Source organism: Acidiphilium acidophilum, assembly GCF_033842475.1.
Lineage (GTDB): Bacteria > Pseudomonadota > Alphaproteobacteria > Acetobacterales > Acetobacteraceae > Acidiphilium > Acidiphilium acidophilum.
Genome location: NZ_JAWXYB010000018.1, coordinates 674,684 through 689,894, shown reverse-complemented (window position 1 = coordinate 689,894; position 15,211 = coordinate 674,684). Strand labels below are relative to the sequence as shown.

Genomic DNA, 15,211 nt, shown 5'->3' with positions numbered 1-15,211 from the left:
GCGTCACACCCGCTCGCTGATCGCGATCGCCGCCTTGCACCCGGTGCGGATCACGGTGGAGAGCAGCCGGTAGAACGGTGCCTGTTCCGCCTCGTTCGCCAGCCCGATATCGCGGTGCTCAAGCTCCTCGGCGCGGAACTGCTCGATCGTCTCGCGCAGCACGCCCTCATCCTCGCCCAGTTCGGCGGTCTGCGCCGCGTAATGGGCATCGATCGTCTCCTCGACCGCCACGGTGCAGGCCATCGCGGCCCGCGCGCCCATCGCCGCGGTCGCCGCCCCCAGCGCGAATCCCGCGATCCGCCAGAACGGCAGCAGCGCGGTCGGCCGCACCCGCCGCTCCACGATCAATCGCGAGAACGTGTCGAGATGATGCTGCTCCTGCTGCTGCATGTGGCGCAGCGTGTCGCCGTGGCGCGAGCGCCCGAGCACGGCGAGCTGCCCGGCATAAATCTGTTTCGCGCCATATTCCCCGGCATGATCGACGCGGATCATCCGCGCGAGTGCCGCACGCGGCGTCGGGTCGCCGGGCAGTCGGTCAAGGCTGGCCAAATTGCTTTCGCTCATCTGATTTCTCCTCTGCTCGCCCTCAGATAGGATGCAATCGCGCTGGCAACAGTGAGGGCATAGATCAGATCCATCGTGGCGAAACTGATCGGCAGTCCGGGGATCAGATAAACCGGGCTGTCGCACGAGGCCGAGGGCCGCAGCGGCATCGCCCCGAACCCCGGCGGCGCGACGTTGCACTCCGGCAGCGGGCTCTTCCACCAATGCTGTTCCGCGCCGACATGCACGAACGCGATCGCGACATCGCCGAGCATCACCAGCGCCGCGAGCCCGAGCAGCACCCGCGCCGCGCGCGGCGGCAGCACCGCCCCGGCCAGCCCGAGCACGATGATGATCCGGTACGGCCAGCGCTCGATATAACAGAGCGGGCACGGCACCATGTGCAGCGCATATTCCGCAACATACGCAATCGCGAGCGCGAAGGCCCCGGCCCCGGCCACCGCCAGCGCCGCCTGACGCGGGCTCAACCCGGGCCGCGCCCGAAGCCCCGCCGCGCTCATGCCAGTGCCGCCGCCGCGTCCATCACCGCCTTGGCATGGCCCGGCACCTTCACCTTGTGCCAGATCTTGGCCACCCGGCCATCGGCTTCGATCAGAAACGTCGCCCGGTCGATCCCCATATAGCTCCGCCCGTACATCGACTTCTCGACCCAGGCGCCGAACGCCTCGACCACGCCGCCCGCCTCGTCCGAGGCCAGCGGAAACGCAAGATCGTACTTCGCCGCGAATTTTTCGAGCGCGCTCATCTTGTCCTTCGAAACCCCGATCACCTCGATCCCGATCCGCCCCAGCGCCGGCAAAGCCTCCTGAAAGGCGCAGGCCTCCTTGGTGCAGCCCGGCGTATCGGCCTTGGGATAGAAATAGACCACGAACGGCCGCCCCTTGTAATCATCGCGCGCCACGGTGCGCCCCCCGGTCGCCTGCAGGGTGAAATCAGGACAGATATCGCCTTCGGTCACGCTCATCCGGTGTCTCCTTCCGTCGTCTTCGTCAGTGTCAGCTCGCCGATATGCCGCACGAACGCGGCTCTGACCAATATGGTCGCGGCATCGATCCGGTCGAGCAAGGCGGTGAAATCCGCGACCCCCACGGCAGCGAGCAACGGCGCCAATGCAGCGGGCGGCGATCCGGCCTCCGGCGCGGTCAACCCGGTGATCCGGATCATCCCCTGCACGGTGCGGAACAGATGATCGGCCCCGATCAACGCGCGGCTGGTCCGCAGCGGCAAAATCCGCGCCGCCCCCAGAGCCGCCAGCACCGCCCGCGTCGATCCCCGATGCAGCCTGTCCTGCCGCCGCACGTGGATCAGAACCAGCGCCTCGACAATGAACGCCAGCTCCATCATCCCGCCATCGCGATGCTTGAGATCGAACCGGTCGCGCACCGGAGCCTCGCGCGCCAGCCGCACCCGCATCGCCACCGTATCGGCGCGAATTTGCGCTGGCGGCACCGGCCGGTGCAGCGCCGCATCGATCGCCGCCTCCACCACCGGCGCGAACCCCGCACTCGCCGTCAGCACCCGCGCGCGCACCAGCGCCAGCCGCTCCCAGGTCCAGGCATCCTCGGCATGATACCGCACGAAGCCGGAAAGCGGCACCGCGACCGGCCCCTTGTTGCCCGAAGGCCGCAGCCGCATATCAACCTGATAGATCGGCCCTTCCAGCCCCTGCGCGGTGATCGCGCCCACCAGCGCATGCGCCAGCCGGATGAAATACGTGCTCGGCGGCAGCTTTGCCGCGGTCCGCCCCGCCGGATGATCATAGATCAGCATAAGGTCGAGATCCGATCCCGGCAGCATCTCCCCGGCTCCGACCCGCCCGAGTGCCACGATCGCGAATTTCCCGCCGCGCAACCGCCCGAACCGCCGCACGAAATCCGCCATCACCCGGGGCAGCAGCGCCGCCAGCGCCGCGCGCGCGAGGTCGCTGCGCAACGTGCCCGCGGCATCGGCATCGAGCTGGGTCTCAAGCATCGCGACCGACAGATGAAACTCCTCGCGGCGGACGAAGCGCCGCACCGCATTCACCGCGTGCTCGACATCGGCGGCATCGCGCAGCAACCGCCGCAGCACCGGCGCGGGCCGGGTGAACCGCGCGACTGGCGCCAGCAGCGCATCGAGCGCGCCGGAATGGGCCGCAAGATGTTCGGCAAGCGGTGCCGCCGCCCCCAGCACCGCGGCCAGCCGGTCGAGCAGCCCGGGATTGCGCTGGAACAGCGAGAGCAGCGGAATCCCGGCTCGCTGGCGCTCCAGCATCTGATCGAACCGGCGGAACGCGAGGTCGGGATCGGCCTGCCGCGCCAGCGCGCCGAGCAACCCCGGCAGGATCGCATCGAGCAGTTCGCGCGCCCGCGCCGCCCGCAGCGCCGGCAACCCGCCCTCGCGCCACGCCCGCAACCGCTCGCCGAGATGCTGGACATCGCGAAACCCGAGTGCCGCGACCTCCTCCTGAAACACCACCGGCAACCCGCCCCGATCGCCCGGATCGATCCCGCGCCCCGCCCCGGCATCGGTATCGAAAAACGCCGCGAAATGCCCGTGAACCTGCTCGAACAACGCATCGAGCCGCCGCGCGAATCCCTCCGCATCGGCTTCGCCCATGAACACGGCGAAGGCCGCGAACCCCTCCGGCGTTTCCGGCAGATCATGGGTCTGGCGATCATCGATCATCTGCAACCGGTGCTCGATCCCGCGCAGTGCCCGGTAGGCACCGGCCAGTTGGCGCACCACCCGCACCGGCAGATGCCGCGCCGCCGCCAGCGCCCGCAGCGCCGGCAGCGTCGCCGGAATCCGCAGCGCCGGCTCATGCCCGCCCCACACCAGTTCGAGCGTCTGCACCATGAACTCGATCTCGCGGATGCCGCCGCGCCCGAGCTTGACATCCCGCCCCAGCACATCCCCCGCCCGGTCGCGATGCCGCTGGTCGATCCGCCGCTTCATGTCGTGAATTTCGCCGATCGCCGCGAAATCGAGGTTGCGCCGCCAGATGAACGGGCGGATCTGTTCGAGAAACCCCGCCCCGAACGCCAGATCCCCCGCCACCGGCCGTGCCTTGGAGAACGCGGCGCGCTCCCAGGTCCGCCCGTGGCTCTCGTAATAGGTGAGCGCCGCCGCCACGCTGAGCACCGGCGGGGTCGCCGCCGGATCGGGCCGCAACCGCAGATCGACGCGGAACACCATGCCGTCATGGTCGCGCTCGGCGAGCAGCGGCACGAAATCGCGCGCCAGCCGCGCCATCACGCTCTGCATGTCGTCGCGCGCGTCCCCGGGCGTGGTGGCGGATTGCGCTTCATGGCGGTAAACCCGACATGACGGATCGAACAGGAGCACGAGGTCGATATCGCTGGAGTAGTTCAATTCGCGGGCGCCGAGCTTGCCCATGCCGAGCACCGCGAAATGGCTGCCCAACCCGGGCCGCGCCGGATGCGGCAGGACGATCGTGCCCCGATCATGCAGCGCCCGCAGCAAATGCCCGAGCGCGCAGCCGATGCTCGCATCCGCAAGGTCGGACAATGCCTGCGTGATCGCCTCGATCCGCCAGACCCCCGCAATATCCGCGAGCGCGATGGTGAGCGCCGCCCGCCGCTTGGCCGCGCGCAACCCGCTCGCAACCAGCGCGCGCGACGCGGTGGGCGGGATCGCACGCAGCCGCGCCATGATCGCGGCGAGCATCGTCCCCGCGCCGTGTTTTTCGATGCCGGGCAGAATATCCGGCTCGCGCAAGGCAAGCCCTGCCAGATAAGGCGCATTGCCGCCGATCGCCTCCAGCACCGCGCGCCCCTGCCGGGTCCGGGCATACCGCGCCTCGCGCGCCCCGAGCGCCGCATAGGCCTCGATCAGCGCCGCCGCCGCCCCGGCATCGGCGGCGGGCGGCAATCCCGGCGCGGGACCGGCGAAGGCGGCGATGCGTTTCATGCCCGGCACAGTCTTCGATGAGGCACTGGTTTCGTCAAGGGCACGCGCGCCGCGCCGGCATCGCGGCTGGCCAGGCGGGGCATCACATCCTGCGCACCATCGGCACGCTGGCGCTGGTGCTCCTGCTCCTCGCCGGCGCGGCGGCGTGGCGGCTCTCGCGCGGCCCGGTCGATCTGCCGCCGCTCGCCAGCCGGATCGCGCTGGCCGCCAGCCGCGCCATGCCCGGGATCGACGTGACCATCGGGGCGGCGGACCTCGCCTGGGAAGGCTTCAACAAAGGCGGTGCGCCGATCGATCTGCGCCTGTCGAACATCGCGATCCTCGGCCAGAGCGGCACGGTGGCGGCGCGGATCTCGCGCCTGCGCGTCACCCTCGCCCCGCTCGCCTTACTGAAAGGCCGGATCGCGCCGATCCGCATCGCCGCCCGCCATACCGAAATCATCCTTCGCCCCACCGTGATCCCGGCCATCCCGGGCACCAACTCAACGAGCACCGGCGCCCCAAACAATGGCTCCACGAGCAACCCGATCGCCGACATCGCCTCGTTCCCCCGCGCGCTGGGCGCGCTGATCGCCCGGTTGAGCCGCGCACCCGGGCAGGGCGGGCTCGACCTCGCCGATCTGCGCGCCATCCGGATCGGCGCGGCGCATCTCATCCTCGATGACCGCGCGCGCGGTTTCGGCATGGCCGCGAGCGACGGCAGACTCGATCTCACCCGCACCAGGGCCGGGGTGATCGCCGGCGAGGCGACCGCCGATTTCGCGCCCCGCCCCGCGCAGCGCGCCAGCGGACCGGTCAGGCTGCGGATCACCATCGCCGGCCATGAAGGCCTCGGCCACGTCACCGCGACCCTCGGCCCGGTCATCCCCGCGCGCTTCGCCCCCGGCGAGGCCGCGGCCCAGCCGCTCGATCTGCCGCTCACCCTGACCGCATCCTGGCCGATCGGCAGCACCGCCCCGGCGCGGGCACACTTCATCCTGCAGGCCGGCGCTGGACATATCATCGTCACCGGCACCAAGGTCCCGATCCGCCGCATCGACCTCGCCATGACCGCGACCCCCACCCGCGCCACGCTCGATGCCGCCCGCATCGCCCTCGGCACCACCAGCCGGACCACCACGGCTCGCCTGACCGGCACGCTCGACCTCACCGGATCGCTCGCGGGCGGGCTCGATGCCACGGTCGATCACGTCACCGCCCCCGATCTGGCGGCGGACTGGCCGGCGGGAATCGTCCACAACACGCGCAAATACATCCTCAACCACATCCCCGCCGGCCTCGCGCAAAACGGGCGGTTCCACGCGGCCTTCACCCTCGCGGGAGCGGACGGCACCCCGCGCCTCGATGATTTCACCGGCAATTTCACCGCCTCCGGCGTCACGCTCGACTGGTTCAAACACGCCGTGCCGATGACCCGCCTCGCCGGCACGCTCGACTTTCTCGACCGCGACATTCTGGTGATCCACGCGACCTCAGGCCAGCTTGGCCGCCTTGCCCTTCGCGGCACCATGACGATCAGCGCCCTGACCCATCACGACCAGAATGCCGGCGTCGCCGCGACGCTCACCGGCAACGCGGCCGATGCGGTGCCCCTGCTCGATGCCCCGCCGCTGCGCCTCGCCACCCACGGCATCGCGCTCACCGGCATGCGCGGCCACCTCACCGCCGCGATCGATGCCGGGTTGCCCCTGAAAAAACACCTCGTCCTCAATGATGTCCACCTCGCCGCCATCGCCGATATTACCGATCTCCATCTGCCCCTGCCGGTCGCGGGCCTCGCCCTCGACCGGGGCAATCTCGCCCTCTCCGCCTCGCTCAAACATCTCGCCTTGCACGGCGCGGGCGATCTCGCCGACCGCCGGGCATCATTCGCCGCCGCGATGGCCCTGCCGGACGGGGCCTTCACCCTGACCGCCCACACCATCGCCGGACGCACCCTGCTCGCCCGGCTCGGCGCGCCAACCGCAATCTGGCAATCCGGTGCCGCCCCGCTGGCCATCGAGTATCGCGACGATGCCGGGCGCGGCTCGCTCGACCTCGATGCCGATCTCACCCCGGTCGCCCTCGCCCTGCCCCGGCTCGGCTGGCGCAAATTCGCCGGACAAAAGGGCGCCGCGCGGATCGGGCTCGATCTGCGCCACGGCAGCCCGGTCGGGGTGCGCCGGATCGACGTGACCGGCCCCGCGCTCGCCCTGCACGGCATCAGCGAGGGCCGCACCCTTGCGATCAGCGCCGCACGGCTCGGCGGCACCTCGGCGGATGGCAGCCTGACCCCGCCCGCCCGTCCCGGCGCGCCGTGGCATCTGGTGCTGAACGGCCCCATGCTCGACATCGCCGCCGCGCTCAACGCCGTCAGCCCAACCCCCGCACCGCCGCCGCATGCCGCCCTGCCGCCCGGGCCGTCATCCTCCCTGCCGTGGCGAATTACCGCAGGCTTCGCCCGCCTCCGCCTTGACAAATCCCCCGCCCCGCTGCTCGGCGCGGTGCAACTCGACGCCACCGGCAACGAGGCCGATCTGCTGACCGCCCACGGCACGATCGGCACCGGCACCAAACGCACCCGCTTCGCCCTCACCCGCCCGGCGGGCGACCCCGCGATCAATCTCACCGCGAACGATGCCGGCGCCCTGTTCGCCGCCGCCGGCACCACCACGGACATCGCGGGCGGCAAGCTCCATCTCACCACAAAAACCCGGGGTGCCACCACCACAGGCCGCGCGGTGATGACCGGCTTTCGCCTGCGCCACGCCCCGGTGATGGCCAAGGTGCTGCAGGGCCTCACCCTTTACGGCGTCCCGGCGGCGCTCTCCGGGCCGGGACTCGCGATGACCAGGCTGGTCGCCCCCTTCACCGTCACCGGCCCGATCGTGCGCCTCGGCAGCGGACGCGCCCATTCCTCCTCGATCGGCTTCACCGCGACCGGCAGCATCGACCTCGCGACACGGCGCTACGACCTCTCGGGCACCATCGTCCCGGCCTATCTGCTCAATGCCCTGCTCGGCAAAATCCCGCTGGTCGGCAAGGTGTTCAGCCCCGAAAAAGGCAGCGGCCTGTTCGCCGCCCGCTACAGCGTGTCCGGCCCCTTCGCGAAACCGAAAATCTCGGTCAACCCGCTCTCGGTGCTGACCCCCGGCATCCTGCGGGAGCTTTTCGGCGACGACATGAAACGCGCCAAACCCGCCCGCAAGCCCGCCCGCAAGCCATAACGTATAGGGCATGAACCGTCCCTAATGATTGACTTGCGGCGCAGGCACCAATAGATCATCCAACGGTCACACACCTGCATAAACACCAACCGAACGGTGAACCCATGAAGCTCCTCGTCCCCGTCAAGCGCGTCGTCGATTACAACGTGAAGGTCCGGGTCAAATCCGATCATTCCGGGGTCGAACTCGCGGGCGTCAAAATGTCGATGAACCCGTTCGATGAAATCGCGGTCGAGGAAGCGGTCCGTCTCAAGGAAAAAGGCATCGCCACCGAAATCGTCGCGGTCTCGCTCGGCATCGCCGCCTGTCAGGAAACCCTGCGCACCGCCCTCGCCATGGGCGCGGATCGCGGCATTCTGGTCGAGACCGACGCGGAATTGCAGCCCCTCGCCGTCGCAAAACTGCTCAAGGCCCTGGCCGACCGCGAACAGCCCGGCCTCATCATCATGGGCAAGCAGGCGATCGATGACGACATGAACGCCACCGGCCAGATGCTCGCCGCCCTGCTCGGCTGGCCGCAAGGCACCTTCGCCAGCAAAATCGCGATCGACGGCGAAACCATCACCGTCATCCGCGAGATCGACGGGGGGCTGGAGACCATCGCCTTGACCCTCCCCGCCGTGGTCACCGCCGACCTCCGCCTTAACGAGCCGCGCTACGCCTCGCTGCCCAACATCATGAAGGCGCGCAAAAAGCCGATCGAGACCATCAAACCCGCCGATCTCGGCATCGATCCGGCCCCGCGCCTGACCACGCTCAAAGTCATGGACCCGCCGAAGCGGCAGGCCGGCATCAAGGTCGGCTCGGTCCACGAACTCGTCGAAAAACTCCGCAACGAAGCGAAGGTGATCTGATCATGTCCCAGGTTCTGGTTCTGCTCGACCACGATTCCCACGGCATCAAGCAGCCCGCCCGCAGCGCGGTCGCCGCCGCCGTCAAACTCGGCACCGTCCATGCCCTGATCGCCGGCGAAAACCTCGCCGAAGCCGCAAAGGCCGCCGCCGCGATCGAAGGCGTCGCTAAGGTTCTGGTCGCCGACAACGCCGCCTACGCAAATGCCCTCGCCGAGCCGCTGGCCGACCTGCTGGTCAAGCTCGCCCCCGATTACAGCCACATCCTCGCCGCCTCCACCGCGATCGGCAAGAACGTCATGCCCCGCGCCGCCGCCCTGCTCGACGTCCAGCCGATCAGCGACATCTCCGACGTGATCGACGCCGACACCTTCATCCGCCCGATCTACGCCGGCAACGCCCTGGCCACGGTCAAATCCTCGGACACCCGAAAACTCATCACGGTCCGCGCCGCGAGCTTCGACCCCGCCCCCGCCACCGGCGGCACCGCCCCGATCGAGGCCATCGAATCCGGCACGACCAACGACAAATCCAAATTCGTCAGCGCCGAACTCTCGAAAAGCGAGCGCCCCGAACTCACCGCCGCCCGCATCGTCATCTCCGGCGGCCGCGGCATGCAGAACGGCGATAATTTCACCAAACTGCTCGACCCGATCGCCGACCAACTCCACGCTGCGGTCGGCGCCTCGCGCGCGGCGGTCGATGCCGGGTTCGTCCCCAACGATTATCAGGTCGGCCAGACCGGAAAAATCGTCGCCCCCGACCTCTATATGGCGGTCGGCATCTCGGGCGCGATCCAGCATCTCGCGGGCATGAAGGATTCCAAAGTCATCGTCGCGATCAACAAGGATGAAGACGCACCGATCTTCCAGATCGCCGATTACGGCCTGGTCGGCGACCTCTTCACCATCCTGCCCGAACTCCAGAAGGAACTCGGCTGACATGAGCAGTCCCACGCCAATCCAGCGCGTCGGCATCCTCGGCGCGGGCGCCATGGGCAACGGCATCGCCCATGTCGCCGCCCTCGCCGGGCTCGATATCGTCCTGGTCGACACCGCCCGCCCGGTGCTCGACAAAAGCCTCGCGACAATGGCGAAAAACCTCGCCCGCCAGGTCGAAAAATCCACGATCGACGCCGCCGCGCGCGACGCCGCCCTCGCCCGCATTACCCCCTCGACCACCCACGACGCCTTCGCCACCTGCGACATCGTGATCGAAGCCGTCCCCGAACGCGAAGACATCAAACGCGCGGTCTACGCCCAGATCCTGCCCCATCTCGCGCCCCACGCCATCCTCGCCTCCAACACCTCCTCGATCTCGATCACCACCCTCGGCACCGCCAGCACCATCCCGGACCGCTTCGTCGGCATGCACTTCTTCAACCCGGTCCCGATGATGAAACTGGTCGAAATCATCAGCGGCCTCGCCACCTCCAGACCCACGCTCGACGCCGTCGAAGCCCTCGCCGCCCGCATGGGCAAAACCACCATCCTCGCCGCCGATTTCTCCGGCTTCATCGTCAACCGCATCCTGGTCCCGATGATCAACGAAGCCATCTTCGCCCTCCACGAAGGCATCGGCACCATCACCTCGATCGATCAGGGCATGAAACTCGGCGCCGCCCACCCGATGGGCCCGCTCACCCTCGCCGATTTCGTCGGCCTCGACATCGTGCTCGACGTCATGCGCGTCCTCCACCACGGCCTCGGCGACGACAAATACCGCCCCTGCCCGCTCCTGATAAACTACGTCGCCGCCGGCTGGCTCGGCCGCAAAACCGGACGCGGCTTCTACGATTATTCAAGCAATCCGCCGGTCCCAACGCGGTAGATACCGGGATATAGTTAAGGAAGTTCTTCTTTTTTGAAAAAAAGAAGCAAAAAACTTCTGTAATCTGATGCACGGGCGCACGAGGGTCACGGACCAAACGAAATCAGAGTTTTTTTGCTTCTTTTTTTGCAAAAAAAGAAGCCTTCCCTACTCCCGCCCCCGCCACTGGCTCAGCACCACGCTGCCGATGATCATCGCCCCGCCAACCACCTGCCCCACCCCGAACACCTCCCCGAACGACGCCCCGATCACCCCGGCCCACACCGGCTCCAGCGCATAGATCAAAGTGGCCCGGTTGGCCGGCACACTCCGCTGCGCCCAGTTCTGCGCCACCATGATGAACGCCGTCACCAGCCCCATCCCCAGCACCGCCAGCACCGGAAACCACGCGAAACTCACCATCGCCCCGCCCCGCACCGCCTCGGTCCCGAGCGACAGCACCGCCACCGTCACCAATTGCACCAGCGCAATCCGCCGCGGATCGGTCAACCGCGACGACCGGCTGATCAGCACGATCTCCACCGCCGCCGCAAACGCTCCGCCCAGCGTCAGCCACTGCCCCGGCCCGATCGTCACATGCCCGAGCGAAACCCCCGAAACCAGCACCAGCCCGACAAACGCAAGCACCACCCCCGCCAGCGCCACACCGCCCGGACGCCGCCGAAACACAACAAACTCCAGCAACGGCACCATCGGCACATAAAGCGCGGTCAGAAACGCCGACTCCCCGCTCGCCACCGTCTTAAGCCCCACCGCCTGCAACCCGTAGCCGAAATACAGCACCAGCCCGACCACCGCCCCGCCGATCAGCTCCCGCCGCTGAAACCCCGCCGGATGCGGCCGCACCACCAGCGCCACCACCACCGCCGCCACCCCGAACCGCAGCCCGACAAACGCATAAGGCCCGATGAAATGCAGCGCCGTCCGCGTGACCAGAAACGTCCCGCCCCACAGCACCGTCATGAACATCAACACCAGCACCGGCGACGGCAACCGCCCGCTCTCCATCCGCACACTCATGCCGCCATCAACGCGAACCCCCGCGCGCCCGCAAGCCCGCCCCCGCGCAACCCTGCTCACGCCCACGAACCCACCCGACAGATTGTTTCAAAAAAAACCGTTGCATATTCCGAAAGCATTATCTATGCGTCACAAAAATTCCACATAGAGGGCGTACAAGATGCCGTTCGACGGAACCGTCGCCCAATTGCGGGCACTGGTCGACAACGTTTTCATCCGCCCGTCCCCCCGCTGGGACCCGCGAACCCCCGAACGCGCGACCGACATACCCCGCTCCGTCACCATCCTCGCCATCGCTGGAGCCCTGATCATCACCGCCGCCGCAACCATCGGCTTCGCCCTCGCCATCGGCGCATAACCCGTCTTTATCCACCCCCCTGCATCCAATCGCGCCTCGCCCTCGTATTACCGTCACAACTCCCCGACGGAGCAATCCCTGCGCGCAACGATGCCGAAATGAACAGTCCAGACCTCACCAAACCGGATTTTTCATTCACCCTCCCCTCATCATGACTTCAACTCCCGCCCCCTTGCGCGCCCGCCGTAACCCCTAAACTGTATCAGGAACACCCATGACCAAATTCCGCACCACCCTCCTCACCGGCGCCATCACCCTCGCCATCGGCCTCGCCGCCGCCACCCCCGCCCAGGCCGCCTCCAGCTATTACCACGATTTCGGCGGCAAACCCGGCATCACCGCCCTGATCAACCAGTTCGTCGGCAACGTCGCCGCCGACAAACGCATCAACTTCTACTTCGCCCACACCAACATCCCCGCCCTCAAAGCCGCCCTCGTTGAACAGGTCTGCAACCTTGAAGGCGGCCCCTGCACCTTCGACATGAGCATGCGCGCCATCCACAAAAACATGGGCGTCACCCAAAACGCCTTCAATGCCCTCGCCGAAGACATGATCCACGCGATGGACGAACAACAAATCCCTACCGCCGCCCAGAACAACCTCCTCGCCAAACTCGCCGCGATGGAACCCGAAATCGTCACCAAATAACCCCCGCCTGACCGAAGTTTAACCCACCCCCCGGCCCGCACGCCCCATATCTGCGGTCCCGGGGGATGGGCGAAACCGCACGATCCCCAGCCAGACCTCAGGGAGATCGCGCGTGACCACCACCCCACCCCCCCTGCGCCGCCACAAGGCACAGGGGCTGTTCCGCCTGACCGTCCCAATCGCCCTCGCACTCGCCGTCCCACCCTGCGCCCACGCCTACCCCGCCCGCTCCGGCATCATCGACGGCCCGAAAGCCTGGACCCAATATCGCGGCGGCCCCACCCACAACGCCGTCTTCGCCAACCCCCACCCCACATCCACAACCACCGCCCCCAGCTTCCCGGTCGGCGGCTCGATCGCCTCGAACCCGGTCATCGTCCACGGCCGCCTCTATATCGGCAACATCACCGGCCGCACCAAAGGCAGCATCACCGCCTTCACCGTCGCCACCGGCAAACGCTTCTGGCAAACCAAAACCCCCAACCAGGTGATGTCCGACATCGTCTACGCCAACGGCATCCTCTACGCCGGCTACGGCAACAAATACTTCGACGCGCGGGATGTCCGTGGCACCGGCCACAGCGGCGTCCTCGCCCTCTCCGCCCGCACCGGCGCCATCATCTGGAATTTCCCCACCGCCGGCGAAGTCATGCCCACCCCCGTCATCGACAACGGCATGATCTACGTCGCCACCGGCGATGGCCACTTCGACGCGCTCGACGCCCGCTCCGGCCTGCTCGACTGGCACCTCCGCCTCCCGGAATGGGACAGCATGTCCTCCCCCGCCCTCGACGGCAACCGCATCTATGTCGGCGCCGACAACAGCCTCGTCGCCATCAACCTCGCCCACCGCTCCATCGCCTGGATGTTCATGGATTACGGCTCCTTCACCGATATCCCCCCCGCCGTCGGCCCGGATTCCGCAGGCAAAACCCGCATCGTCATCACCGCCGTCAAATCCGCAGGCCAACTCACCCGCGAGGAACGCGCCACCTACCACATCACCAACCAGCCGCGATTCCAGTTCATCTACGGCTTCAACACCATGGGCATCTTGCTCTGGAAAAACCTCCTCGGCGGCGGCCCCCAACAAACCGGCGACACCTCGGGAACCCCCACCATCGCCGACGGCAAAGCCTTCGTCGGCAGCCCCTACACCATGAGCGTCTACGCCTACAGCCTGAAATCCGGGCGAAAACTCTGGCAAAACCACCTCGGCACCGGAGTCAAAGGCGCCCCCGCCATCCTGAACCACAAAGTCTACGTCGCCGACATCCACGGCGACATCCACATCCTCAACGAAACCACCGGCGCCACCGAAAAAACCATCCCCCTCGCCGCCACCTCAATCTCCCCGGACGGCCCCGTCATCATCAACAACCACCTATTCGCCGCCGGCCGCAACGGCACGATCTATACGGTGAAGATCGATGGGGCGAAGTAAGGAGGAAAGGAAGCAAGCGCTTCTTTTTTGTAAAAAAGAAGCAAAAAACTTTCTAACGGCCATGTGCAGGCAGCAGCCCTGCTTTCCGTTTGATACCGATGGAAGGGGATAGGGACGTTGACCGAAAATTAGGGAGTCATGACCTGATAAGCTGATGATCATCTTGCCTTCTAAATGCAATATCTGATAGGTGGGTGAAAAATTGGAGGCTTATATTTCATGTCGGGAAATGCCGAAATTATTCTCAACGACGTGCTTGAAGCAAAGCGATCAGAGATCGCACCCGAAAAATCTCCGAACGAATACTTTGAAATTTTTACCGCTGAGCAGGCGGTGAAGGAATTTGAACTTTCATACGAAGAAATTGAAAACGGTATTGTTGACGGGGAACACGACGGTGGCGTTGACGCCATCTACACGTTCATGAATGGTGAATTGGTTGACGAAGAGATTTCATTTCAAATCCCCAAGAAGGCACCCGATGTCGAACTTATAATTATACAAAGTAAGTCTGCTAACGGATTTTCTGAATCTGCGTTAAACAATCTTATTTCTGCCTCACGTCACTTGCTATCTTTATCAGAAGAATACGGTAATTTGCCTCAATATAATAGTGAAGTGAAAGCAAAAGCGGATATTTTTAGAAAGACCTATCGACGGCTTGCCGCCAAATTTCCGACCCTCAAAATCAAATACATTTACGCAGCTAAACGATCTACAGGGGATGTCCACCAGAACCTTCGGTTAAAAGCCGATGAACTCAAGCAGGTTGCGCGATCGTTGTTCGAGGAGGCAGTAGTCGAAGTACTTTTCTGGGTAACCATTCACACCCCCCCTTTCTTGCCTCGAATGAAGCGTTAGCCAACGGCCGGTAAAATGTCGAAAGGCTGGGCTTGCTTTTCCACCCGAACCGGACTCTACGATTCTGATGCCCCGTCAGAGAATCCCCGGCCTGAAAGACATTAAACGTACTGATTTATCTGCGATGTCGCGCGTCGAGCTTGAAGAACTGACCTGGGATTTACATGAATTGGCGCGAGCGCTGGCAAACCATGCCGGCGAGGATTCAACAACCAGTTCCCGTCCGCCTTCCAGCGACAATCCCTACCGGCGTAACACCAAGAGCGGGCAAAGTTCTGAGCGCTCCGACCGGGACGACAAAACCGATGGGGGTGGTGGTTCCGCGCCGGGCGGCAACGCTTCCGCCGGCAACCCTGGACCCAAGCCGGCCGGCAAACGGCCAGGGACGAAAGGGTTTTGGCGCCGGTTGCCGATTATAGTCAGCGGTGAACTCCTGCATGCGCCGACAGCGTGCGACGCATGCCGTGCAGTTTTCGGATCTTCCACCGTCTCGCAAAGCCGCCAAGTCAGCGCTCA

The 15,211-nt window shown here is 66.1% G+C and carries 13 protein-coding genes; 8 read left to right on the top strand and 5 right to left on the bottom strand.

Going from position 1 to position 15,211, the window contains the following annotated elements; all coding sequences use genetic code 11:
* Positions 1-3: 3 nt before the first annotated feature.
* The 4 genes from SIL87_RS05920 to SIL87_RS05905 are packed head-to-tail and all read right to left on the bottom strand — an operon-like array spanning position 4 to position 4,476.
* Complete coding sequence (locus SIL87_RS05920; protein ID WP_319613275.1) at positions 4-564, bottom strand: demethoxyubiquinone hydroxylase family protein; 561 nt, start codon at positions 562-564, stop codon at positions 4-6.
* Positions 561-1,064: a disulfide bond formation protein B gene (locus SIL87_RS05915; RefSeq protein WP_319613274.1), complete on the bottom strand. Its 504-nt coding sequence runs from the start codon at positions 1,062-1,064 to the stop codon at positions 561-563. Before SIL87_RS05915 ends, SIL87_RS05920 begins: the two co-directional genes overlap by 4 nt.
* Entirely contained in the window at positions 1,061-1,528 is a 468-nt protein-coding gene (bcp, locus tag SIL87_RS05910; protein WP_319613273.1) for a thioredoxin-dependent thiol peroxidase, read from the bottom strand. The genes SIL87_RS05915 and bcp overlap by 4 nt, the downstream gene beginning before the upstream one ends.
* Positions 1,525-4,476, bottom strand: a complete 2,952-nt coding sequence (locus tag SIL87_RS05905; protein ID WP_319613272.1) for a bifunctional [glutamine synthetase] adenylyltransferase/[glutamine synthetase]-adenylyl-L-tyrosine phosphorylase — start codon at positions 4,474-4,476, stop codon at positions 1,525-1,527. Before SIL87_RS05905 ends, bcp begins: the two co-directional genes overlap by 4 nt.
* A gap of 17 nt (positions 4,477-4,493) precedes the next feature.
* Here SIL87_RS05905 and SIL87_RS05900 point away from each other — a divergent pair, with 17 nt between their 5' ends.
* The 4 genes from SIL87_RS05900 to SIL87_RS05885 all read left to right on the top strand — a co-directional run bounded on the left by SIL87_RS05900 (position 4,494) and on the right by SIL87_RS05885 (position 10,363).
* Positions 4,494-7,682: a YhdP family protein gene (locus tag SIL87_RS05900; RefSeq protein WP_319613271.1), complete on the top strand. Its 3,189-nt coding sequence runs from the start codon at positions 4,494-4,496 to the stop codon at positions 7,680-7,682.
* Positions 7,683-7,786: 104 nt separating this feature from the next.
* Entirely contained in the window at positions 7,787-8,536 is a 750-nt protein-coding gene (locus tag SIL87_RS05895; RefSeq protein ID WP_319613270.1) for an electron transfer flavoprotein subunit beta/FixA family protein, read from the top strand.
* A 2-nt stretch (positions 8,537-8,538) separates the two neighbouring features.
* Positions 8,539-9,474 (top strand): FAD-binding protein, encoded by a 936-nt coding sequence (locus tag SIL87_RS05890; protein ID WP_319613269.1) that lies wholly within the window; start codon positions 8,539-8,541, stop codon positions 9,472-9,474.
* 1 nt (position 9,475) lies between these two features.
* Positions 9,476-10,363, top strand: a complete 888-nt coding sequence (locus SIL87_RS05885) for a 3-hydroxybutyryl-CoA dehydrogenase (protein WP_319613268.1) — start codon at positions 9,476-9,478, stop codon at positions 10,361-10,363.
* Between the two features lie 147 nt (positions 10,364-10,510).
* Here SIL87_RS05885 and SIL87_RS05880 read toward each other — a convergent pair whose 3' ends face one another.
* Positions 10,511-11,383 carry a DMT family transporter gene (locus tag SIL87_RS05880; protein ID WP_319613267.1) on the bottom strand — a complete coding sequence of 291 codons (873 nt, stop codon included), beginning with the start codon at positions 11,381-11,383 and terminating at the stop codon, positions 10,511-10,513.
* A gap of 160 nt (positions 11,384-11,543) precedes the next feature.
* On the opposite strand from SIL87_RS05880, the gene SIL87_RS05875 reads away from it, so the two are divergent.
* From SIL87_RS05875 to SIL87_RS05860, 4 genes are all read left to right on the top strand, one after another.
* Complete coding sequence (locus tag SIL87_RS05875; RefSeq protein ID WP_319613266.1) at positions 11,544-11,741, top strand: hypothetical protein; 198 nt, start codon at positions 11,544-11,546, stop codon at positions 11,739-11,741.
* A 214-nt stretch (positions 11,742-11,955) separates the two neighbouring features.
* Positions 11,956-12,390, top strand: coding sequence for a group I truncated hemoglobin (locus SIL87_RS05870; protein ID WP_319613265.1), 435 nt, complete (start codon positions 11,956-11,958; stop codon positions 12,388-12,390).
* 112 nt (positions 12,391-12,502) lie between these two features.
* Positions 12,503-13,834 carry an outer membrane protein assembly factor BamB family protein gene (locus tag SIL87_RS05865; protein WP_319613264.1) on the top strand — a complete coding sequence of 444 codons (1,332 nt, stop codon included), beginning with the start codon at positions 12,503-12,505 and terminating at the stop codon, positions 13,832-13,834.
* A gap of 219 nt (positions 13,835-14,053) precedes the next feature.
* Positions 14,054-14,695, top strand: a complete 642-nt coding sequence (locus SIL87_RS05860) for a hypothetical protein (protein ID WP_319613263.1) — start codon at positions 14,054-14,056, stop codon at positions 14,693-14,695.
* Positions 14,696-15,211 lie beyond the last annotated feature (516 nt).